Origin of the sequence: Curtobacterium sp. LFS084 (assembly GCF_047977705.1) — a bacterium.
GTDB lineage: Bacteria > Actinomycetota > Actinomycetes > Actinomycetales > Microbacteriaceae > Curtobacterium.
Genome location: NZ_JBFPFM010000004.1, coordinates 1 through 20,534 on the forward strand (window position 1 = coordinate 1; position 20,534 = coordinate 20,534).

20 protein-coding genes, 3 tRNA genes and 1 pseudogene are annotated in these 20,534 nt (G+C 72.2%); 10 read left to right on the top strand and 14 right to left on the bottom strand.

What is annotated here, in order from left to right; translation table 11 throughout:
• Positions 1-418, top strand: a pseudogene (locus ACNQOV_RS03830) (hypothetical protein); the annotation flags it as partial.
• A 56-nt stretch (positions 419-474) separates the two neighbouring features.
• Here ACNQOV_RS03830 and ACNQOV_RS03835 read toward each other — a convergent pair.
• A complete protein-coding gene (locus ACNQOV_RS03835) occupies positions 475-951 on the bottom strand; it encodes a MarR family winged helix-turn-helix transcriptional regulator (protein WP_402268456.1) in 477 nt (158 codons plus the stop codon).
• 117 nt (positions 952-1,068) lie between these two features.
• Between ACNQOV_RS03835 and ACNQOV_RS03840 the strand changes: the two genes are divergently transcribed.
• Positions 1,069-4,638 carry a proline dehydrogenase family protein gene (locus tag ACNQOV_RS03840; RefSeq protein WP_416393439.1) on the top strand — a complete coding sequence of 1,190 codons (3,570 nt, stop codon included), beginning with the start codon at positions 1,069-1,071 and terminating at the stop codon, positions 4,636-4,638.
• Positions 4,631-5,362 carry a tyrosine-protein phosphatase gene (locus ACNQOV_RS03845; protein ID WP_416393440.1) on the top strand — a complete coding sequence of 244 codons (732 nt, stop codon included), beginning with the start codon at positions 4,631-4,633 and terminating at the stop codon, positions 5,360-5,362. The genes ACNQOV_RS03840 and ACNQOV_RS03845 overlap by 8 nt, the downstream gene beginning before the upstream one ends.
• Positions 5,363-5,430: 68 nt before the next feature.
• On the opposite strand, the gene ACNQOV_RS03850 is transcribed toward ACNQOV_RS03845, so the two are convergent.
• The 3 genes from ACNQOV_RS03850 to ACNQOV_RS03860 form a co-directional block, all read right to left on the bottom strand.
• On the bottom strand, positions 5,431-5,628 hold the full coding sequence (locus ACNQOV_RS03850; RefSeq protein ID WP_022907596.1) for a hypothetical protein: 198 nt from the start codon (positions 5,626-5,628) through the stop codon (positions 5,431-5,433).
• Positions 5,629-5,697: 69 nt separating this feature from the next.
• Positions 5,698-6,060 (bottom strand): hypothetical protein, encoded by a 363-nt coding sequence (locus ACNQOV_RS03855; protein WP_416393441.1) that lies wholly within the window; start codon positions 6,058-6,060, stop codon positions 5,698-5,700.
• Complete coding sequence (locus ACNQOV_RS03860) at positions 6,057-7,055, bottom strand: SDR family oxidoreductase (protein ID WP_416393442.1); 999 nt, start codon at positions 7,053-7,055, stop codon at positions 6,057-6,059. Before ACNQOV_RS03860 ends, ACNQOV_RS03855 begins: the two co-directional genes overlap by 4 nt.
• Positions 7,056-7,148: 93 nt before the next feature.
• Here ACNQOV_RS03860 and ACNQOV_RS03865 point away from each other — a divergent pair, with 93 nt between their 5' ends.
• The gene (locus tag ACNQOV_RS03865) at positions 7,149-7,799 is read left to right on the top strand and encodes a hypothetical protein (RefSeq protein WP_416393443.1); all 651 of its coding nucleotides are present in this window, start codon (positions 7,149-7,151) and stop codon (positions 7,797-7,799) included.
• On the opposite strand, the gene ACNQOV_RS03870 is transcribed toward ACNQOV_RS03865, so the two are convergent.
• From ACNQOV_RS03870 to ACNQOV_RS03885, 4 genes are read right to left on the bottom strand one after another with little or no spacing between them, the layout of a single operon-like run.
• Positions 7,771-8,532 carry a YqjF family protein gene (locus tag ACNQOV_RS03870; RefSeq protein ID WP_416393444.1) on the bottom strand — a complete coding sequence of 254 codons (762 nt, stop codon included), beginning with the start codon at positions 8,530-8,532 and terminating at the stop codon, positions 7,771-7,773. The genes ACNQOV_RS03865 and ACNQOV_RS03870 overlap by 29 nt on opposite strands.
• Positions 8,529-9,362 (bottom strand): nitroreductase family protein, encoded by an 834-nt coding sequence (locus tag ACNQOV_RS03875; protein ID WP_416393445.1) that lies wholly within the window; start codon positions 9,360-9,362, stop codon positions 8,529-8,531. Before ACNQOV_RS03875 ends, ACNQOV_RS03870 begins: the two co-directional genes overlap by 4 nt.
• A gap of 3 nt (positions 9,363-9,365) precedes the next feature.
• Positions 9,366-9,749 carry a hypothetical protein gene (locus ACNQOV_RS03880; RefSeq protein WP_416393446.1) on the bottom strand — a complete coding sequence of 128 codons (384 nt, stop codon included), beginning with the start codon at positions 9,747-9,749 and terminating at the stop codon, positions 9,366-9,368.
• A 10-nt stretch (positions 9,750-9,759) separates the two neighbouring features.
• The gene (locus tag ACNQOV_RS03885; RefSeq protein ID WP_022907603.1) at positions 9,760-10,197 is read right to left on the bottom strand and encodes an Lrp/AsnC family transcriptional regulator; all 438 of its coding nucleotides are present in this window, start codon (positions 10,195-10,197) and stop codon (positions 9,760-9,762) included.
• 238 nt (positions 10,198-10,435) lie between these two features.
• On the opposite strand from ACNQOV_RS03885, the gene ddaH reads away from it, so the two are divergent.
• Both ddaH and rocD read left to right on the top strand, forming a co-directional pair.
• Positions 10,436-11,329, top strand: coding sequence for a dimethylargininase (ddaH, locus tag ACNQOV_RS03890; protein WP_416393447.1), 894 nt, complete (start codon positions 10,436-10,438; stop codon positions 11,327-11,329).
• Positions 11,329-12,552, top strand: coding sequence for an ornithine--oxo-acid transaminase (gene rocD, locus ACNQOV_RS03895; RefSeq protein WP_416393448.1), 1,224 nt, complete (start codon positions 11,329-11,331; stop codon positions 12,550-12,552). Before ddaH ends, rocD begins: the two co-directional genes overlap by 1 nt.
• A gap of 128 nt (positions 12,553-12,680) precedes the next feature.
• Here the strand turns inward: rocD and ACNQOV_RS03900 are convergent, their stop codons facing one another.
• Both ACNQOV_RS03900 and ACNQOV_RS03905 read right to left on the bottom strand, forming a co-directional pair.
• The gene (locus ACNQOV_RS03900) at positions 12,681-13,673 is read right to left on the bottom strand and encodes an NAD-dependent epimerase/dehydratase family protein (protein ID WP_416393449.1); all 993 of its coding nucleotides are present in this window, start codon (positions 13,671-13,673) and stop codon (positions 12,681-12,683) included.
• Between the two features lie 57 nt (positions 13,674-13,730).
• Entirely contained in the window at positions 13,731-13,943 is a 213-nt protein-coding gene (locus ACNQOV_RS03905) for a hypothetical protein (RefSeq protein ID WP_416393450.1), read from the bottom strand.
• Between the two features lie 382 nt (positions 13,944-14,325).
• On the opposite strand from ACNQOV_RS03905, the gene ACNQOV_RS03910 reads away from it, so the two are divergent.
• The gene (locus ACNQOV_RS03910; RefSeq protein ID WP_416393451.1) at positions 14,326-15,336 is read left to right on the top strand and encodes an aldo/keto reductase family protein; all 1,011 of its coding nucleotides are present in this window, start codon (positions 14,326-14,328) and stop codon (positions 15,334-15,336) included.
• 205 nt (positions 15,337-15,541) lie between these two features.
• Here the strand turns inward: ACNQOV_RS03910 and ACNQOV_RS03915 are convergent.
• From ACNQOV_RS03915 to ACNQOV_RS03925, 3 genes are all read right to left on the bottom strand, one after another.
• Positions 15,542-15,614 (bottom strand) — tRNA-Phe (locus ACNQOV_RS03915).
• 1 nt (position 15,615) lies between these two features.
• A tRNA-Asp gene (locus ACNQOV_RS03920) sits at positions 15,616-15,692 on the bottom strand.
• A gap of 57 nt (positions 15,693-15,749) precedes the next feature.
• Positions 15,750-15,822: transfer RNA gene (locus ACNQOV_RS03925), tRNA-Glu, on the bottom strand.
• A 301-nt stretch (positions 15,823-16,123) separates the two neighbouring features.
• On the opposite strand from ACNQOV_RS03925, the gene ACNQOV_RS03930 reads away from it, so the two are divergent.
• Both ACNQOV_RS03930 and ACNQOV_RS03935 read left to right on the top strand, forming a co-directional pair.
• Positions 16,124-17,395, top strand: coding sequence for a M23 family metallopeptidase (locus ACNQOV_RS03930; RefSeq protein WP_416393452.1), 1,272 nt, complete (start codon positions 16,124-16,126; stop codon positions 17,393-17,395).
• Between the two features lie 33 nt (positions 17,396-17,428).
• The gene (locus ACNQOV_RS03935) at positions 17,429-18,892 is read left to right on the top strand and encodes an NlpC/P60 family protein (protein ID WP_416393453.1); all 1,464 of its coding nucleotides are present in this window, start codon (positions 17,429-17,431) and stop codon (positions 18,890-18,892) included.
• An 80-nt stretch (positions 18,893-18,972) separates the two neighbouring features.
• Here ACNQOV_RS03935 and ACNQOV_RS03940 read toward each other — a convergent pair whose 3' ends face one another.
• On the bottom strand, positions 18,973-19,464 hold the full coding sequence (locus tag ACNQOV_RS03940) for an inorganic diphosphatase (protein WP_070417329.1): 492 nt from the start codon (positions 19,462-19,464) through the stop codon (positions 18,973-18,975).
• A 50-nt stretch (positions 19,465-19,514) separates the two neighbouring features.
• Between ACNQOV_RS03940 and tilS the strand changes: the two genes are divergently transcribed.
• Entirely contained in the window at positions 19,515-20,534 is a 1,020-nt protein-coding gene (gene tilS / locus ACNQOV_RS03945; RefSeq protein ID WP_402268496.1) for a tRNA lysidine(34) synthetase TilS, read from the top strand.

Genomic DNA, 20,534 nt, shown 5'->3' on the forward strand with positions numbered 1-20,534 from the left:
CGCCGACGGGTCCGTGTCGTTCCCGATCACCTCCGGTTCGGTCACGTACTGGTCCCCGGACGGCAACTACCGCCCCTACGTGCAGGGCCTGCTCAACCACGACGACTCGGGTCTGACCCTCACCGCCGGTGAGACCACGGTCACGCTGGAGAACTTCGTCGTGAACCCCGGCTCGTCCAAGCTCTACGGCGACGTCCTGGTCAACGGCAAGGTCGCGGTCAACAACGCGTACCTGTTCTCCCTGCACGGTGGCACCCTGAAGCCGCTGCAGCTCGAGGGTGACAACGCGATCCTGACCGGTACCACCGTGCACGTCTCCGGCGACGCCGCGAAGCTGCTCAACAGCACCTTCAAGACCGACGCCGTGAAGTCCGGCCTCCTCGTCGGCGTCGCGACCATCACCGCCCAGATCAAGTAACACCCCCGAACGTCACACCCCCGCCCCGGCCGTCCCGGGACGGGGGTGTCGTCGTCTCAGGGCGCGGTGTCCGGCTCCGTCTCGACGGGGCCGATCGCGTCGTCGACGCGAGCACTGACGGACCGCAGCGTGTGGGCGTCGGTCCCCACGGGCCTCCAGAACAGCTCCTCGAGCGCTCCCGTGTGCGCACGGATCCCGGCGAGCACCGCCCTGCGGCCGACCGGGGTCATCTCCACCCAGCTGCCCCGTCCGTCGGTGGGACAGTCCGCACGCTCGACCAGCCCGCGCGCGACCATGCGCGTGACCTGGTGGCTGACGCGCGACTTCTCCCAGCCGATGCCGGCCGCGATGTCCCGGACGCGGAGCCGGTGGTCCGGCTCGCGCTGCAGCCCGATGAGGATCTCGAACTCGGGGATCGAGATCCCGGCACCGTGCTGCACGGCCTGGTCGAGTGCCCGGTCGAGTCGCCGCCAGACGTCGTGGTAGGCGTCCCACGTGGCCCAGTCGTGGCCTTCGGCGCCCTCGATCGACATGGCGCCAGCGTATCGACCTCGACTCGGTTCGACGGCATGATCATCCGCTCGGATGACTCGCCGCCGGCACACGGCTCGCTCCGAGGTGGGGTCAGTGGCGCAGCATACGATCAGAGCATGCCGAGCGCCCGACTGCAGGACTGCACCGACGACGCCGTCGCCCTCGTGCGCCGCTGGCTCGCGGCGTCGGCGGGGACGAAGCCCGACGCCGGTGCCGTGCGCCTGTCCGAGGCTCTGCGGGACGGACAGGGGCTCGACTTCACCCGCGGTCTGGTCGACAAGGTCGTCCGTCCCGAGGACCCCCGCGTGGTGGCGCGCAACCTCGAGAAGGTCAGCCAGGACGTCCCCGACTTCCTCTCCTGGTCCCTGCGCGGCGCGGTGACCTTCGGTGGCGGGTTCGCCACGATGGCGCCGTGGGCGGTGGCCCCGACCGCGCGGCGGATCCTGCGGCGGATGGCCGGGCACCTCGTGGTCGACGCGCCCGACGCGAAGCTCGGCGCAGCGCTCGCGAAGGTCGGCGGCCCCGGTGTGCGCCTCGACGTGCGCCTGCTCGGCGACGCGGTCCTCGGCACCGCGGAGAGCGACCGACGGCTGCAGGGGACGATGGACCTGCTGGCCCGTGACGAGGTCGACCAGGTGTCGATCGGCGTGCGTTCGGTCGTGCCGCAGCTGTCCCCGTGGGCCTTCGACCAGACCGTCGAACGGGTGGTGGACCGCCTGGTGCCGCTGTACCGCCTCGCCGTGGGGTCGCCGGTGGCGAAGTCCGTGACGCTCGACGCCGAGGACCACCGCGACCTCGACGTCACCCTCGCCGCCTTCCGCACCCTGCTCGACCGCGACGAGTTCCTCGGGCTCGAAGCCGGGATCGTGCTGCAGGCGTACCTGCCCGACACCGCCGGCGCCCTCGAGTCCCTGACCGCCTGGGCCCAGCAGCGACGTGCCCGCGGCGGCGCACCGATCACGGTCCGGCTCGTCAAGGGGGCGTCCCTCGCCACGGAGCGGGTCGACGCGGTCCTGCACGGGTGGCCCCTCGCCACGTGGGGCTCGAAGGTCGAGACCGACACCGCGTACCTCCGGCTGCTCGACGCAGCGCTCACGCCGGAGCGCATCGACGCGGTCCGGATCGGCGTCGCGAGCCACAACCTCTTCACGCTCGCGACGGCGTGGACCCTCGCCGGTCGCCGCGGGGTCACCGACGGCGTGCACGTCGCGGTGCTGCTCGGGATGGCTTCAGGCCACCTCGACGCCGTCCGCGCCGACGTCGGTCCGGTGCTGCTCGCCGCGCCGGTCGTGCACCCCGACCACTTCGACTCGGCGATCCCGTACCTCGCCCGGCGGCTGCAGGAGAGCGCCAGCGGTGACGGCTTCGTCGCCGGCGCCGCCGACATCGGCCACGACGAGCGCGTCTTCGAGCGCGAACGCGGCCGGTGGCTCGCGGCGGTCACGGCCCTCGACGCAACGGATCCGGTGCCGGCCACCCACCGGACGCAGGACCGCCGCGCCCCGATCGGCGAACCCGTGCACCGGGACGCCTTCGCGAACGCGCCGGACACCGATCCGTCGACCGCGGCCAACCGTGCGTGGGCGACGGACGTGCTCCGCCGCGTACCGCGGTCGAAGCTCGGCGCCCAGACCATCCGCGGGGCGAGGGTCGCCGACCGCTCGAAGCTCGAGCGCATCGTCGCCCGGACCGCGCAGGCCGGCGTGAACTGGGGACGACAGGACCCGTCCGACCGCGCCGAGCTCCTCGACCTCATCGCGCACGAGCTCGAGACGCGGCGTGCGGACCTCGTCGAGGTGGCAGCGGCGGAGACAGGCACGACCCTCGCCGAGGCCGACTCCGACGTGAGCGCCGCGATCGACTCCGCCCACCACGCCGCCGACAGCGCCCGGCGGCTGGCCGTGCTCGACGGCGACGGCGCCCGGTACGTGCCGCCCCGGCTCACCGTGGTGGTGTCGTCGTGGAGCGCCCCGGTCGCGAACCCGGCCGCGGGCGTGGTCGCCGCCCTCGCCGCCGGCAGCGGGGTCGTCCTGCAGCCCGCGCCCGAGGCCGAGCGGTCCGGCGCGGTGCTCGCCGACGTCCTCTGGGACGCCGGGGTGCCGCACTCCCTGCTCCAGCTCGTCGACCTCGACGACGACCAGCTCCGCCGTGACCTCATCGCGCACCCGACGGTCGACCGGATCGTCCTGACCGGGTCGGCGGAGACCGCTCGATCGTTCCGCTGGTGGCGGGCGGGGCTGCCGCTCACCGCCGAGACGAGCGGGCGGAACGCGATCGTCGTCACGCCGAGCGCCGACCTCGACCTCGCGGTGCAGGACGTCGTCCGGTCGGCCTTCGGACGCGCCGGACAGCAGCGCTCGGCGTGCTCGCTCGTGGTCCTCGTCGGGTCCGTCGGCGACAGCGAACGGTTCCGTCGGCAGCTCGTCGACGCAACCCGCACCCTGCGCGTCGCCTGGCCGGACGACCCGTCCGCGCAGATGGGGCCGCTCATCGCCGAACCCGAGGGCACGGTGCGCGCCGGGTTGACCGAGCTCGCGCCGGGGGAGTCCTGGCTCGTGCAGCCCGTCCCGCTCGACGACTCCGGACGACTGTGGTCGCCGGGCATCCGCGACGGCGTGCGCCCGGGCAGCGACTTCCACCGGACCGAACACCTCGGGCCGGTGCTCGGCGTCATGCGCGCCGAGACCCTCGACCAGGCCGTCGCGATCCAGAACGACACGGACCACGGTCTCGCCGCCGGCATCCACTCCCTCGACCCCGACGAGGTCGCGGACTGGATCGCCGGGGTCCGCGCCGGCAACCTGTTCGTCAACCGCGGCACCACCGGTGCGGTCGTCGGCCGGCAGCCGTTCGGCGGGTGGAAGCGCTCGTCCGTCGGCACCGGCACGAAGCCGGGCGGACCGATGGACGTCGCGACGCTCGGACGGTGGGAACCGACGCCCCGCACCGTCCACAAGAGCATCCAGCTGCACGGCCTGCCGCCGCGGGTCACGGCCGTCATCGAGGCCGCCCGCAGCGGGCTGTCCTTCGAGGAGTTCGACCAGGTCCGCGCGGGTGCGCTCAGCGACGTCCGTGCCCGCGAGTCCGAGTTCGGCGTGACGCACGACCCGGCGGGGCTCGTCGTCGAGCGGAACGTGCTCCGCTGGCGCCCGCAGTCCGTCATCGTCCGGCACGCAGAGGGCGCTCCCGCTGGCGACCTCGTCCGGGTGCTGGTCGCCGCGACCGCGGCCCGTGCCGACCTCCTCGTGAGCACGGCCCGGCCGCTCCCCGGACCGCTCACGCAGCTCCTCGCCTCGAGCCGTTCGCCGCTCTGCGTCGTCGACCACCTCGTCGAGTCGGACGACGAGTTCCTCCGCCGCGCGACCACGGGCGACCTGTTCCGGCCGGACTGGTCCTCGGGCGACGACGCCCCGCAGGACGCGCTCGAGGCGGTGCTCGCCCAGGGGCAGGACCGTCCGACGCACACCGCCTTCGGCGGCCCCGGTGCGCGGATCCGGCTGATCGGCGGCGACCCGCTCGCGCTCGAGGAAGCCCTCGGCGCCGGTGTCGACGTGGCGATCCACGACGCCCCCGTGGTCGAGGCCGGCATGATCGAGATGCTGCCGTTCCTCCGCGAACAGACGGTGTCGATCACCGCGCACCGTTTCGGCGACCTCGATCCCGACTTCGCGGAGCTGCATGTCTGACGTCGACCGCACCCTGCACGCCGACGGGTTGCACAACGCCCGTGACCTCGGCGGGCTCCCCCAGGCGGACGGCGGCACGACTCCGTCCGGGCGCGTCTTCCGGTCCGAGAGCGTCGACCGAGTGACCTCCGACGGTTGGCGGTCGCTGCACGACGCCGGGGTCCGCACGGTGGTGGACCTGCGCGCACCGTGGGAGACCGAGAAGGACACCGGCGCCCGGCCGGACTGGCTCACCACCGTGGTCATCGACCACGACGGGCTCGATGCTGCGCCGGTCTTCTGGCAGGCGTACTGGGAGACCGGGCTCGTCGGTACACCGCTGTACTACGGCCCGCACCTCGCCGAGCTGCCCGAACGCACCGGCTGGGCGCTGCGGGCGATCGCGCGCGCCGAACCCGGCGGCGTCCTGTTCCACTGCGCGGGCGGACGCGACCGCACCGGGATCGTCGCGCTCGCCCTGCTGACGATCGCGGGGGTCGAACCCGAGGCCATCGTCGCCGACCACCTCGTCACCGTCGACAACGCCCCGGCCCTGCTCGCCTCCATCGGCGTCCCGTCGACCGAGGGGAGGATCGAGGCGCTCTGCGCAGAGCACGGCACCACGGTCGAGGGTGCCTTCCGCGCGGCGCTCGACGGGTTCGACGTCGAGCGGTTCGTCGAGCGCTCGGGACTCGACACCGCCGACCTGGAGGCACTGCGCACCTTCCGCGCGCACCTCGCCTGAGCCGACGGTACGGTCCGACGGCTCCGCCGGGCGAGCGCGACACTGCGCGATCGCCCGGCGTGCACGCGTCAGTCCTCGGTGTCGCCGGCTTCCTCGTCCACGACGCCCGTCTCGTCCATCCGGTCGCGGAGGTGGTCGGCCATCGCGCCGGCACCCTCGCCCGCGTGGTCGTGGTCGACCTGCTCGATGAGGCCGCGCAGCTTCTCGTGGTTCGTGGCCTCGGTGGCGCCGTCCATGACGGGCTCGGTCTGTTCCTTGTCGCTCATGTCCCGGACGCTACGCCGCGCTCCGTGGGCGACCGGCGACAGCCCGCGCATCCCGGCCGACCCGGTGCGCTACCGACCGCCGCGGTCCGTCCGGCGCCCGGTGCCCACGGCGGCGCACTCGGCGACGACCAGGACCAGCGCGATCCCGAGCTGGCCGAGCGCGAACCGTCGCCGGCGCCCGACGACGGCCAGCGGCACCATCGTCAGACCGTGCACCGTGTCCACGACCGCGCTGATCGTGTGCGCGTCGGTGGTCCCGGCGCGCGCGACGAGTGCCGCCTGGACGACCTGCCGCACGGCGAGCACGGCGTCGAGCACGGGCTGCCCGCCGCCCCGGCCCGCCCGGACGGCGTGCCCGACGCCCACGGCGGCGCGGAACGCCTCGACACCGGTGCCGCGTCGACGGCCGCGCGCCGACGCCCGCGCCGTCATCGTCGTCGTCCCGCTGCCAGGGCGACCGCACCGGCTGCCCCCGCCAGCACCGCACCGACGATCCCGTTCCCGAGCCGTCGGTGCTCCACCCACCAGGTCTGCGGCGACCAGGCGTGCGCGGTGTCGTCGAACACGCCGTGCGCCCCGTGGTCACCCGGCACCGGCTCGTACAGGTTCACGCCGATCGCCGCGCCGTCCTTCGCCGGGGCCTGCTGCCCGGAGACCAGGGTCTTCGCGGCGTACCAGTCGGCGAACCGGCCGCTGATCCGGTTGCCGAGGATCGTGTAGACGGTCGACTCCCCGACCCACGTGCGTCGACGGGGCCGCTCGGCGACGGTGGCGATCGCCCGTGCGCCGACCTCCGGTTGGTAGATCGGCGCGACCGGCTGCGGCTGGTGCGGCAGCTTCGATTTCACCCACTGGAACTGGATGGTGTTGAGCGCCGGCATGTCGACGCGGGAGACCTGCACCCTGCTGCCCTGCTCGAGGAGCTCGGAGACGACCGACTCGGTGAACCCGACGATCGCGTGCTTCGCGCCGCAGTACGCGGCCTGCAGCGGGATGCCGCGGAACCCCAGCGCCGAACCGACCTGGACGACCTGACCGCGGTCGCGCGGCACCATCCGGGACAGTGCGGCCCGGGTGCCGTTCACGAAGCCGAGGTAGGTGACGTGCAGTGCCCGCTCGAAGTCCTCCGGGGCGGTGTCCAGGAACCGACCGAACACGCCGACCATGACGCCGTTCACCCAGAGGTCGATCGGGCCCAGCTCCTGTTCGACCCGGTCCGCCGCTGCCTCGACGGCCTCGCGGTCGGCCACGTCCGCCACGAGCGCGAGCCCGCGTCGGCCGGCTGCCTCGACCTCGGCGACCGCGGCGTCGACCCCGTCCCGCCCCCGCGCGAGCACGGCCACGTCCCACCCCCGCGCGGCGAGCTCCCGCACCGTCGCCCGTCCGAGTCCAGCCGAACCACCGGTCACCACTGCCACACGTGTCATGACTCCCGTTCTACCGACGGTGACCACCGACCCCACCCAGCCGACGTCCCCCGGACGGATGCGGGTGGCGTCGGCCACGAGCATGATGGGCTCGTGCAGACCCGTGACGAGGACACCGCCGAGGAGACGCCGCCACCCGGCTGGGTCCTCAGCACCCCGACACGACGTCACGAGGTCTGGACGCTCCCGGTCCTGCTGCTGCTCCTGGCGGCGCTGTTCGTCCTCGCCGCCGCCCGCTTCGGGGAGCCACTCGGCGCGGTCGTCGCGGTGGCGAGCGCGGCCGTCGTCACCGCGGGGGCGATCGCCCTGGCCGCCGCCGGGTGGTCGGCCCACGACGAGCAGACCACGACGGCGTCCTGGCGGTTGCACGTCGTCCGGATGACGGTCGGGGTGACGACGGCAGCGATCGTCGCGATCGGCAGCCTCGTTGTCGGTCTCCCGTTCGGCGTGCTCTTCGGCGCGGTGGGCTGGATCCCGATGACGTTCCGCTCGGCCCGGTCGGTGCCCTGTGTCGACCGACTGCTCGTGGCGTGGGCGTCGGTGGTCGTCGCCGTGGTGTGCACGGGCCTGTCCGTCGCGGGGTTCACTGTCCCCGCCGTACCGGATCGTCTCGCGGCGGTCTGGATCGGCCCGGGATCGCTCTTCGCGGCGCTCGCCGTGGTGATGGCCGTCGTGCAGTTCGCCGTCGCCGAGCGGGCAGCGGTGGCGCCGCCGCTCAGCGCCCCCGACCGAAGCGCGTCGTGACCCCCGGCGAGTAGAGCACCGAGTCCGGTTCGAGCGAGGCCAGCCCGAACGGGAGCCCGGCCGCCCCGATCAGGTCGTCCCGCAGCGACACGACCGAGGCTCGGTGGAGCGGCCACGGCTCGTGCTCGTTCGGCCAGAACCGGGTCCGGCCGGCTCGGTGCACGTGCATGCCCCACCGTGCGGTCAGGAAGGTCTCGAGGGCCGTCGGCTCCGTCACCGCTGCTCCGATCCGCACGTCGACGAGCGACCGCAGGTGCGTCCCGTGTCGCCGCATCGCGTACCCGACGCGGCCGTCGCCGCTCCGCGTCTCGACATCGGCCCACCAGTAGGGCAGACCGGTCGCGACGCGCGCGCCGATCGTCGGCAGGAGCTTGCCGGCGTCGAGCGACAGGAAGACCACGCCGTGTCGTCCCTGGTCGTCGATCGTGTAGACACGGACGTTCACCTCGACGAAGTCCCCGATCCTCCCCGTCGGGATCGGCGGGAACCGGGTGTCCTCGAACCGGAACCCGATGAGGCCGACCCACGTGGTCGCCCCGTCGTCGGTGCCGTCCGCCGTGAGGGTGTCCGGCCGGGTCCCGGCGGGCAGCAGCGGCGCCACCGCCGACACGTCGACGCGCCAGTGCACGAAGACGACGTCGAGCCAGTCCTGCGAGATCCAGGGGCGGCCCGTCAGTCCCGGGGCGTGGTCCGGGAGGCGCGGCGCGGCCTGGGTGGGTCGGCTGTCGGTCACGAGGGGGTCGCCTCCGGTTCGATGTGCGGGGCGACGGGTGCGTCGTCCCATCCCTGCTGCGGGGTGTCGCAGGTCCCGCGGAACACGTACTGCGACGGGCGCTTCCGCTCGCTCGACGTCCAGTCGATCGCGGGACGCCGGCGCTCGGGCGGCAGGTACCCGATCCGGTAGACGGCCATCAGCTCGAGGGAGTCCGGCACGTGCAGCAGGCCCTCGATCTCCTCCCAGGCGCCCGGGGTCTCCATCGGGAACGACACGAACTGGATCCCGAGGCCGAGCTCGGTGGTGGCGAGCCAGATGTTCTCCATCGCCGCGCCCATGCTGAACACCGAGTAGAAGCCCGAGAGCTCCTCCTTCCGGTACTCGTGCCGGTCGAGCAGCACCCCGAGCAGCAGCGGCGACCCGGCGACGAGCTTCCTGTTCTCCTCACCGAGGGTGTGCGGCACCCGCAGGGTGTTCATGAGCAGCTGGCCGCGCTTCGTGAACACCTGCTTCGTGAAGGGCTTGAGCGGACCGGGGAGCTTGTCGAACAGCATGCCGTCGCGCCGGGCGTCCATCTCGGCCTGCGAGAACCGGAAGTACGGCTTGTACCGCTCGAAGAAGGTGCCCTCGGCCATGGTGCGGGTCATCGACGAGCCGCTGATCTCGGCGATGCGGTCGATCGTGTCGCGCTCCTCGACGAGGACGAACCGCCACGGCTGGCTGTTGAGCTGCGACGGGGCCCGGCCGGCGAGCTCCATGAGCAGCCGCTGGTGCTCGGGGGACACGGGGTCGGGCAGGAACGGGCCGTTGGCCGTCCGCCGCCGTCTGATCGCCTCGAGGAGTTCCACGGCTCACCTTCCTGCTCGGCGGCCGGCGAGCAACGCCCCCAGGTAGGACGGTGCCGCGGCGACCGCGACTTGCCAGTGTGCTCCGGAGCGCGGGTCCGTGCGTGGCGCGACCGCGAGCGGGACGAGCGCGGGGAGGAGGAACAGCGCCGACCGTCCGCGGGTCCACACCAGGGTGGTCGCGGCGACGCCGGTCAGCGCGGCGGTGACGACGAACAGGCCGTGGTGGACGACCCGCAGCTTCCTCGTCCGGACGAGCCGCACGGCGACGGCCGTTCCCCACGCGCAGTTCGCGACGTACGCGACGCTCGCGGCGGCGACCAGACGGCGGGCCGTGCGCGAACCCGTGGGGGCCGAGCCGCGCCTCCAGGCCTGCACTGTCCGTCGCACGGGCGCGACGTTACGCGCTCTCCCGGCTGACCAGCTTGGAGAGCACGATGGCGGACCGCGTGTGGTCCACCTGGGGTGCGAGGCGGACCTTGTCGAGGGCTTCCTCGAGTGCGGAGAGGTCCTTCGACCGCATGTGCACGACGGCGTCGGCGCTGCCGGTGACGGTGCCGGCGTCGATGACCTCCGGGACGCTGTCGAGCAGGGTCCGGAGTTCGTCCGGCGACACCGTCCCGCGGCAGTAGAGCTCGACCCAGGCCTCGGTGCCACGGTCCTCGACCGCGGGGTCGACCTTGATCGTGAAGCCCTGGATCACCCCGTCGCCCACCAGCCGGTCGACGCGACGCTTGACGGCGGAGGCCGAGAGCCCGACCACCGACCCGATGTCGCCGTAGCCGGCGCGGGCGTTGTCCCGGAGTTGATCCAGGATGCGGTGGTCGAGCGAATCCATTGGACCCATGGTACGCGGACTTCTTGCACGTCAGGTGGGTTCCGCGCACGAAACGTGCGTCACCCGAACGGGTGTCACCGACCCGCACAGTGGGGGACTGCACTCCCCGGACGGTGTGTGCGAGGATCGACGCGGCGTCGACCTGGTCCGCTGCGGTGAGTGAGCCTGCATCTCACCGGAGCTCTTCTTCAGTGGTGGTTCCTGGCAGGCTCGGGCCCCGGTCCCTCCAGGAGGACTGATGTCGAACACCGCACCCGCCCCCGAGTCCGTCGCCACCCCGGCCCGTGTCGCCACGAAGCGCACGATCCTCATGTGCAAGCCGACGCACTACACGGTCAGCTACCGGATCAACCCGTGGATGCACCCCGAGGACCCGACCGACACGTCGAAGGCCGTCGAGCAGTGGCAGTCCCTCGTGGCCGTCTACGAGCAGCTCGGCTTCGACATCTCGTACATCGAGCCGATCGAGGGCCTGCCGGACATGGTCTACGCGGCCAACGGCGGCTTCGTGCTCGACGGCGTCGCGTACGGCGCGAAGTTCCAGTACCCCGAGCGCCAGCCCGAGGGCCCGGCCTACATGGACTGGTTCCGCAGCGCCGGCCTGACCGTCGCCGAGCCCGAAGAGACGAACGAGGGCGAGGGTGACTTCCTCCTCATCGGGAACACCATCTTCGCCGGCACCGGTTTCCGCTCGGACAGCACCTCGCACGAGGAGCTCGCGCGGATCTACGGCCGCGAGGTCGTCACCCTCAAGCTGATCAACCCGAACTTCTACCACCTCGACACCGCCATCGCCGTGCTCGACCCGGAGCCCGCCGCCGACGGCACGTCGAACATCGCCTACCTCGAGAGTGCGTTCGACGAGCCCTCCCTGGCGATCCTGCGCGAGCGCTTCCCGGACGCGATCATCGCGACCGAGGAGGACGCGGCGATCCTCGGTCTGAACTCCTACTCCGACGGGTACAACGTCGTGATCGCCTCGCGCGCCACGACCTTCGCGGAGCAGCTCCGGGAGAAGGGCTACAACCCGATCGGCGTCGACCTGTCCGAGCTCCTGCTCGGCGGCGGTGGCGTGAAGTGCTGCACGCTCGACCTGCACCCGGTCGGCACCGGGACCTCGGTGGCACGCTGATGTCCACCTCACTCGGGTCCCGCACCGCCGCGGCGCTCGCCGTCGAGGACCGTTCGCTCGCCCACAACTACAGCCCGCTGCCGGTCGTCATCGCATCGGGAGACGGCGCGTGGGTGACGGACGTCGACGGCAAGCGTTACCTCGACGGCCTCGCCGCGTACTCCGCAGTGAACTTCGGGCACGGCAACGCGCGGCTCCTCGACGCCGCCCGAGCGCAGCTCGACCGCGTCACCCTGACGTCGCGGGCGTTCGTGAACGACCGCCTCGGACCGTTCGCGTCGGCGCTCGCCGCGCTCACGGACACCGACATGGTCCTGCCGATGAACACCGGTGCCGAGGCGGTGGAGTCCGCGATCAAGGTCTCCCGTGCCTGGGGCTACCGCGTCAAGGGCGTCCCCGCCGAGCGCGCCACGATCATCGTCGCCTCGGGGAACTTCCACGGCCGCACCACGACGATCATCTCCTTCTCGGACGACCCGTCGGCGCACGACGACTTCGGGCCGTTCACGCCCGGGTTCCGCACCGTGCCGTACGGCGACGCGGCCGCCCTCCGCGAGGCGATGGACGAGACCGTCGTCGCCGTGCTGCTCGAGCCGATCCAGGGCGAGGGCGGGGTCGTCATCCCGCCGGAGTCCTACCTGCCCGACGTCCGCACGATCTGCGACGAGTTCGGCGCGCTGTTCGTCGCAGACGAGATCCAGTCCGGGCTCGGACGCACCGGCCACACCCTCGCCGTGCAGCGCGTCGGGGTCACGCCGGACCTCATCACGCTCGGCAAGGCGCTCGGCGGCGGCATCGTCCCCGTGTCCGCCGTGGTCGGTCGGCGCGACGTGCTGGGTGTGCTGCGCCCGGGCGAGCACGGCTCCACCTTCGGCGGGAACCCGCTCGCGGCGGCCGTCGGGTCCGAGGTCGTGGCGATGCTCGACGAGGGCACGTTCCAGCAGCGGGCGCTCGACGGCGAACCGCTGCTGCGCGGGCTCCTCGACGACCTCGTCGGGAACGGCGTCGTGTCCCACCGGGTCGCCGGACTCTGGGCCGGGATCGACATCGACCCCGCGCTCGGCACCGGCAAGGAGATCGCGCACGACATGGCCGACCGGGGCGTCCTCGTGAAGGACACGCACGGGTCGACGATCCGCTTCGCGCCGCCGCTCGTCGTGACCGACGACGAGGTGCGCCTCGCGATCAGCGCCCTCGCCGAGGTGCTGGCCGCGCGCGCCTGACGCGCGCGGCGCTGCGCCCCGCGCGCCGCCGCGCCGCGCTCGCTTCGTGAGCAGAAATGGTCGGGTCGCCCCAGGGCACCCGACCATTTCTGCTCACCAAGCACGGCGGCGCCGCAGCGCCCCGCGACTCACACCGCCCAGCGCGCCGCCAGCTCGTCCATCAGCCCGTCGAGCCGCTCGTCGACGACCTGCTCCTCCGGGTGTGCCTCGTACCAGGCGATGACCTCGCGGACACCCTGCCGGTACGGGATCCGCGGCCGGTACCAGGGCACGAGCGACCGGACCTTGCTGTTGTCGAAGACCGACGAGTTCGCCTTGTCGCCGAGGAGCGCCGCACCCCACTCCGGGTCCACGGCGTTGATGGCATCAGCCGGCACGTGCACGATCCGCAGGTCGTCCACCCGCGCGGCGGCCGCGATCTCGTGCGCGATGGCGTTCCAGGTCGGCGCCTCGTCGCTCGTGATGGTGAACGGCTCCCCGATCGCCGAGGCGTTGTCGAGCAGCCCCGTGAACCCGACCGCGAAGTCCCGGCTGTGCGTGAGGGTCCACAGCGACGAGCCGTCACCGGTGATGATGATCGGCTTGCCGGCACGCATCCGCGCGACGGCGGTCCACCCGCCCGTGAGCGGCAGCTTGGTCTCGTCGTAGGTGTGCGACGGCCGGACGATCGTCACCGGGAAGTCCTGCTCGCGGTAGGCGGCCATCAGGAGTTCCTCGCACGCGATCTTGTCCCGCGAGTACTGCCAGTACGGGTTCTTCAGCGGCGTCGACTCGGTGATCGGCAGGTGCGTCGCCGGGGTCTGGTACGCCGAGGCCGACGAGATGAACACGTACTGCCTCGTCCGCCCGGCGAAGAACTCGACGTCGGCCTGCACCTGGTCGGGCGTGAAGGCGATCCAGTTCACGACGACGTCCCAGTGGCGGTCGCCGACCGCGTCCGCCAGGGCGCTCCGGTCCGAGACGTCGGCCTGGAGGCGCGTCACACCCTCCGGGATCGGCCTGCCCCCGGTGGTCCCCCGGTTGAGCACGGTGACGTCGAACCCCTGCTCGGCGGCTTCGCGGACACAGGAGGCACTGATCACCCCGCTGCCGCCGATGAACAGCACGCTCGCTCCCGACATGGACGCTCCTTCGCTCCCGGCGGCACCGCTGCGTGCCGCACTCCCTCGATCCTGCACCTACCCGTCAGGGCGGGCGCGGAGCACGGCTCGGAGCGAGGTGGTGTCCCGTGCCCAGGATTCCGCGTGCGGGCTGATCCAGCCGAGCAGTTCGAGCGCGTCGTCGTGGTCCCGCTGCAGGTCACGGGCGTGGATCGGTTCGTGGTGCGCAGCCCGGTTCCGCACGAAGTGCAGTTGCTGCAGTCGCCGACGCACCTCCCGTTGTCGCGTCAAGGAGTCCGCGGGTCCGTGCGGGAACCCCCGGTGGAGCGCTGGTGTCCACAGCGCGGTCAAGTACCGCGACTCCGGCTCGCATGTTCCACTCGTAGAGCCGCAACGCCGCGGTCGTGGACCGTGTTCGTTCGGCGTACGAACGGAGCCGCTCGGCCGTGATCAAGCGCTCGACTTCGCTTTCCAGCATCACTTCCCTGTCTGCTACCGTGGATGACGAAGACCCCGGAACGATCACTGGCCCAGGCCACATCGCCGGGGTTTCGTCTTTCCCCCGCCGCTCTTGAAACATCAGCGTACAGTCACCGGTCCGCACGGAGGTCACGAGGACTACCGTCACGGTTCGGGCCGCACCGACGCGTCCCACGACAGGAGTGACACGCACATGGAGTACCGCTACCTCGGCAACTCGGGCCTCAAGGTCTCCGAGATCACCTACGGCAACTGGCTCACCCACGCCTCCCAGGTCGAGAACGACGCCGCGATCGCCTGCGTCCGGGCAGCGCTCGACGTCGGCATCTCGACGTTCGACACCGCCGACGTCTACGCCAACACCGGTGCCGAGACCGTCCTCGGCGAGGCGCTGAAGGGGGAGCGGCGCCAGTCCCTCGAGATCGCCACGAAGGTGTTCGGGCCGACCGGACCCAAGGGGCACAACGACACCGGCCTCAGCCGCAAGCACATCCTCGAGTCGATCAACGGTTCGCTCGAGCGGCTGCAGACCGACTACGTCGACCTCTACCAGGCGCACCGCTTCGACTACGAGACGCCGCTCGAGGAGACGATGATGGCGTTCGCGGACGTCGTCCGCCAGGGCAAGGCGCTCTACATCGGCGTGAGCGAGTGGACCGCCGAGCAGCTCCGTGCGGGACATGAGATCGCCGACGACCTCGGCGTCCAGCTCATCTCGAACCAGCCGCAGTACTCGGCACTCTGGCGCGTCATCGAGGGCGAGGTCGTCCCGACGTCCGAGGAGCTCGGGATCTCGCAGATCGTCTGGTCGCCGATCGCGCAGGGTGTCCTGACCGGCAAGTACCAGCCCGGCCAGCCGCTGCCGGAGGGGTCACGCGCCACCGACGACAAGGGTGGCGCGAAGATGATCGAGCGGTTCATGCGCGACGAGGTGCTCTCGGCCGTCCAGGAGCTCGGGCCGATCGCCGACGAGCTCGACCTGTCGATGGCCCAGCTCGCCGTGGCCTGGGTGCTGCAGAACGAGAACGTGGCGTCCGCGATCATCGGCGCCTCGCGTCCGGAGCAGGTGCACGACAACGCCGGCGCGGCCGGGGTGACGATCCCCGAGGAGCTGCTGTCGCGCATCGACGACGCCCTCGGTTCGGTCATCGAGCGTGACCCGGCGAAGACCGAGGACAGCAGCCCGAAGACCCGCGAGGCCTAGCCGTCCGTCCCAGGAGGCGCGGTGGGGGGGGGCCCCCCCCGCCCGCCCCCCGCACCCCCCCCCCGGGGCGCCCCGGCGGGCGCCCGGGGGGGGGGGGGGGGGGCCCCCCCCCCCCCCCCGCCTCCTGGACACGGTCGCGGTGACCGACGCCACACCGTTCAGACAACGGAAAAGGCCCCCTGCCGAAGCAGGGGGCCTTCACCGGTGGCTGGACACGGCATCGATCCGTGGACCTTTCGATTTTCAGTCGAACGCTCTACCAACTGAGCTATCCAGCCGTGGCGACCCTGACGGGACTTGAACCCGCGACCTCCGCCGTGACAGGGCGGCACGCTAACCAACTGCGCTACAGGGCCATGTTGAATTACTGTCTTGCCGGTCTCGCTCTGCTTGCTTGCTCACTCTGCGAAGAGTGACCCCAACGGGATTCGAACCCGTGCTGCCGCCGTGAAAGGGCGGTGTCCTAGGCCACTAAACGATAGGGCCGCAAGCGGTGCTTCGCGCTACCGATGGACAAGCATACGGATGCCCCGCAGGTTTCACAAATCGAGGCGCTCCACCGCGGAATCCCCGGCGTGTCGCGGGGGCGGGCCCGGTCCGCAGGGCTTCACTCACCGTGGGGCAGCAGGCCCCGATTCGTGCTGTCGATCCTCCGGTGGGAGCATCGTCGTCGGTCCCGTACCCCTCGTGCGAGGGGGTGTGCGGGTGCGACACCTGTTGTTACTGTTGCGCTTGTTAACAGTGTTACGTGCGTGAGCCTTGCCGCGCTGTTACGAAATCGAGATGTATGTCGACCTCACACTCGCTGTCACCCCGTCCCCGTCCCCGCCGCCGCGTCATCGCCGCCGCGGTCGCCGTCGCGCTCACCGCCGGCACCCTCGCGGCCCTCGCGCCGGTGTCCTCGGCCAGCGCGGCGTCGTACCCGAGCTGGTCCGACGTCGAGAAGGCCAAGGCGTCGAAGTCGGCCCAGCAGGCGAAGGTGACCCAGATCAAGGGGCTCATCGCGGACCTCACGGCGAAGGCCTCCGCGGCACAGAAGTCGGCCGAGGCCGCCGGCACCGCCTACCAGACCGCGCAGACGAAGTACGACGACGCGACCCTGACCCAGAAGAAGCTGCAGTCCCAGGCGGACGACGCCGAGCAGACCGCGACGGCGTCCGAGGCGCAGGCCGGTCAGCTCGCGGCGCAGCTCGGGCGGGCGAGCGCGAACGACGTCACGACCGACATCCTCACGCACCCCACCAAGTCGGGTGACCTGCTCTACGAGCTCGGCGCGATGTCGAAGCTCAGCGAGCAGGCCGACGGCATCTACGCGCAGGCGTCGCAGGACCGCGGTGTGGCGCAGGGGCTCGCCGACAAGGCAGACCGCGCCAAGGAGGCCCTCGGCGACCTGGCCGACCAGGCGCAGGAGAAGATGCGGGCGGCCCAGACCGCCGCCGACCAGGCGCAGGCCTCGGTGGACGCCCAGGCGGACAACAAGGAACGGCTCGAAGCGCAGCTCACCCTGCTGACCACGAGCGAGAAGAACGTCGAGGCGCGCTACGTCAAGGGCGTCCAGGTCGAGAAGGCCCGGCTCGCCCGGATCGCGGCGGCCGCGGCGAAGGCGGCGCAGACGCAGCAGGGCGGCGCCGGCGGCGGATCGCCGAACGCGTCCGGCTGGGTCCGGCCGACGGGTGGCTACCAGACGAGCCCCTACGGCTACCGACTCGACCCGTACACGAAGAACTACGCGCTGCACGCCGGCGTCGACCTCGCGCCCGCCTGCTACGCCCCGATCTACGCGGCGGCGTCCGGCACGGTCACGTTCGCCGCGAACGGCGGCGGCTACGGCAACGAGGTCGTCATCGACAACGGCGGCGGCATCTCGACGGCCTACGGGCACATCGTCGACGGCGGCACCCTCGTGTCGGTCGGTCAGCACGTCACGGCCGGGCAGCAGATCGCCAAGGTCGGCTCGACCGGCTGGTCGACGGGCTGCCACCTCCACTTCGAGACCCGGGTGAACGGTTCCGCCGTCGACCCGGTCCCCTTCATGGCAGCGCGGGGGATCTCGGTATGAACACGTGCGCCGCCGGGAGGCGTTGACCGAAGCATGAAGCAGTCCGCTCGCACCCTGTCCTCGGGGATCGCGGTGGTGGCCGTCCTCGGGATCGGTCTCTCCGTCGTGGTCGCCGGTCCCGCCCAGGCGGCGCCGTCCGCCCCGAGCTGGGACGACGTGCGCGCGGCGAAGGCGGACACCGCCGAGGCCCAGTCCACGGTCGACGAGCTGAGCACGCGGCTGCAGACGCTGCAGGACGCCGCCGACAGCGCCCAGGTCGCCGAGCTGCGAGCGGGACAGACGTACGCCCTCGCGTCGTCCCAGCAGCAGGAGGCGCAGTCGACGCTCGACGACCTCAGCGCGCAGGCGAAGCGGGCGAAGCGCACGGCGGACGCCTCCGCGCAGCAGGTCGCCGGGCTCGTCGTCGAGCTGTCCCGGACCGGCGGAGGCGACCTGTCCACGGCGATGCTCATCGACGCGCAGGACTCGAAGGACCTGCTCTACCGGGTCGGCACGATGTCCCACCTGTCGGAGCGCTCCGCGACCGTGCTCGCCCAGGCCCGTGCGGACCAGAACACCGTCGACTCGATCGCCGCGCAGCAGTCCGCCGCGACGAAGGCCCTCGCGAAGGCGACGGACGAGACGAAGTCCGCCCTCGCCGAGGCGAACGACACCGCGGCGTCGGCCCAGGCCCGTGTGCAGAAGGAGCAGGCCCAGCAGGACGAGGTGCTGCAGCAGCTCGCCTACCTCAAGGGCACGAGCGTCGCCACCGAGGCCGCGTACTGGACCGCCCAGCAGGCGAAGCGGTCCGAGGCGGAGCTCGCGTCGAACACCGGGGGTTCCGGGACGACGACGGGCACGGCGCCGACCGGCTCCGGGACCCAGCCGAGCACGGGCACGCAGCCGAGCACGGGCGGCAGCACGGGCACGCAGCCGAGCACCGGGACCCAACCGAGCACCGGCGGCGGTTCCGGGACGGGCACCCAGCCGAGCACGCCCACGACCCCGTCGAAGCCGAGCACGCCGACCACCCCGTCGAAGCCGAGCACGCCGACCACCCCGTCGAAGCCGAGCACGCCGACCACCCCGTCGAAGCCGACCACCCCGACCGCGCCGAGCACCCCCTCGAAGGCGGCGGGCGCGATCGCCTTCGCCCGGGCACAGATCGGCGACGCGTACGTCTTCGGCGGCGCAGGCCCGAACACCTGGGACTGCTCCGGGCTCGTGATGATGGCCTACAGCTCGCAGGGCATCGCCACCGGCGGCCACAACGTCGTCTGGCAGTACAACTACTTCAAGTCGATCGGCCGGCTCGTGCCGATGTCCGAGCGGCAGCCCGGCGACATCCTCTTCTACTCGTACAACGGGACCGTCAACGAGGCGTACCACGACTCGATCTACACCGGCAACGGGATGATGGTCGAGGCGGCGAACCCGCAGCGCGGCGTGCTCGAGCGGGCGATCTGGACCCCCGGGCAGCTCCTGCCCTACGTGGCCCGACCGAGCGGCTCGCTCTAGGCCGACCGCACCCCCGAACGAACAACGCGCCCCGTCGGAACGGGGCGCGTTGTTCGTTGCGGGGCGCGAACGCCAGGGCGTCAGTGACCGGCGGGCACGTACGCGGCCTGGCCGGCCGTGACGATCGCCTCGGCCTCGGCGGCGTCGCCCCAGCCCTCGGCCTTGACCCACTTGTTCGGCTCGAGGTCCTTGTAGCGCTCGAAGAAGTGCGCGATCTCGGCCTTCGTCTGCTCGTCGACGTCCGAGATGTCCTGGATGTGGGCCCAGCGCGGGTCCTTCGCCGGGACGACGAGGACCTTCGCGTCGTTGCCCGCCTCGTCGCTCATCTTGAAGACGCCGACCGGGCGGACCTTGACGCCCACGCCGGGGAACGTCGGGTACTCGAGGAGCAGGAGTGCGTCCACCGGGTCGCCGTCGTCCGCGAGGGTCTTCTCGAAGAAGCCGTAGTCGGTCGGGTACACGAACGAGGTGAACAGCACGCGGTCGAGGTAGACGCGACCGGTCTCGTGGTCCACCTCGTACTTGTTGCGGCTGCCCTTGGGGATCTCGACGACGACGTCGTACGCGGCCATGTGTGCTCCTGGTCTGTCGGTTGGCGGGAAAGCGCGGCTAACGTTACCGGGTGAACTCTCCGCGTCCCCGGCTGGATCCTGCGGTCGCCGACACCCGGCGTGCGGTCCGCGTCCTGCTCGCGCAGGCGCTCGAGACGTCCGTGGTCCGCCCCGGGGACCTCGTGCTCGTCGCGCTGAGCGGCGGTCCGGACTCGCTCGCGCTCGCCGCGGCGACCGCGTTCGAGGCGCCCAAGCAGGGACTGCGCGCCGGCGCGGTCATCGTCGACCACGCGCTCCAAGCGGGGTCCGAGGCGGTGGCGAGCCGCGCCTCCAGGCAGGCGTCGGAGCTGGGACTGGCACCGGTGACCCTCCGTCGGGTCGCCGTCGGTTCCGCTGGTGGTCCGGAGGCGGCGGCCCGGGAGGCGCGGCACGCGTCGATCGCGCTCGTTGCGTCCGACGTCGGATCGCCCCTGGTGCTCTTCGGCCACACCCTCGACGACCAGGCCGAGTCGGTGCTCCTCGGGCTCGCCCGCGGGAGCGGGCCGGACTCGCTGTCCGGGATGGCACCGCTGTCGCGGCGCGGTGCGGGCCCGGCGTACGGGCGGCCGCTCCTCGGCCTGCGGCGGCACACCGCGCGGCAGGCGTGCGCCGCGGCCGGACTCGCCCCGTGGGACGACCCGCAGAACGAGGACCCGGCGTACGCGCGCGTCCGGGTCCGGACGGTGCTCCTGCCCGCGCTCGAACGGGAGCTCGGCGCCGGTGTGCCCGAGGCACTCGCCCGCACCGCCGACCAGCTCCGCGAGGACTCGGCCGCGCTCGACCACTTCGCCGAGGAGATGGCGGAGGACCTCGCCGAGCACTCCGAGGCCGGCATCTCGCTGTCGGTGCGGGAGCTCCGGGCCAACCCGCCGGCGCTCCGGCAGCGACTCGTGCGGCTCGCAGTGGAGAGCGAGTTCGGCGTGACGCTGTCCCGCGTACAGACGCTCGAGGTGTGCCGGCTCGTCACCGACTGGAGCGGGCAGGGCCCGATCGACCTGCCGGGCGTGCAGGCGTCGCGATCGGGCGACCGGCTGGCCTTCACCGCCGGTTAG

What these genes read in the sequence shown, in the direction of transcription:
- ACNQOV_RS03835 (WP_402268456.1), bottom strand. Translation starts at nt 951, where the DNA reads ATGTCGATCGAGGGCGCCGAAGGCCACGACTGGGCCACGTGGGACGCC.
- ACNQOV_RS03840 (WP_416393439.1), top strand. Translation starts at nt 1,069, where the DNA reads ATGCCGAGCGCCCGACTGCAGGACTGCACCGACGACGCCGTCGCCCTC.
- ACNQOV_RS03845 (WP_416393440.1), top strand. Translation starts at nt 4,631, where the DNA reads ATGTCTGACGTCGACCGCACCCTGCACGCCGACGGGTTGCACAACGCC.
- ACNQOV_RS03850 (WP_022907596.1), bottom strand. Translation starts at nt 5,628, where the DNA reads ATGAGCGACAAGGAACAGACCGAGCCCGTCATGGACGGCGCCACCGAG.
- ACNQOV_RS03855 (WP_416393441.1), bottom strand. Translation starts at nt 6,060, where the DNA reads ATGACGGCGCGGGCGTCGGCGCGCGGCCGTCGACGCGGCACCGGTGTC.
- ACNQOV_RS03860 (WP_416393442.1), bottom strand. Translation starts at nt 7,055, where the DNA reads ATGACACGTGTGGCAGTGGTGACCGGTGGTTCGGCTGGACTCGGACGG.
- ACNQOV_RS03885 (WP_022907603.1), bottom strand. Translation starts at nt 10,197, where the DNA reads ATGGATTCGCTCGACCACCGCATCCTGGATCAACTCCGGGACAACGCC.
- ddaH (WP_416393447.1), top strand. Translation starts at nt 10,436, where the DNA reads ATGTCGAACACCGCACCCGCCCCCGAGTCCGTCGCCACCCCGGCCCGT.
- rocD (WP_416393448.1), top strand. Translation starts at nt 11,329, where the DNA reads ATGTCCACCTCACTCGGGTCCCGCACCGCCGCGGCGCTCGCCGTCGAG.
- ACNQOV_RS03900 (WP_416393449.1), bottom strand. Translation starts at nt 13,673, where the DNA reads ATGTCGGGAGCGAGCGTGCTGTTCATCGGCGGCAGCGGGGTGATCAGT.
- ACNQOV_RS03910 (WP_416393451.1), top strand. Translation starts at nt 14,326, where the DNA reads ATGGAGTACCGCTACCTCGGCAACTCGGGCCTCAAGGTCTCCGAGATC.
- ACNQOV_RS03930 (WP_416393452.1), top strand. Translation starts at nt 16,124, where the DNA reads ATGTCGACCTCACACTCGCTGTCACCCCGTCCCCGTCCCCGCCGCCGC.
- ACNQOV_RS03935 (WP_416393453.1), top strand. Translation starts at nt 17,429, where the DNA reads ATGAAGCAGTCCGCTCGCACCCTGTCCTCGGGGATCGCGGTGGTGGCC.
- ACNQOV_RS03940 (WP_070417329.1), bottom strand. Translation starts at nt 19,464, where the DNA reads ATGGCCGCGTACGACGTCGTCGTCGAGATCCCCAAGGGCAGCCGCAAC.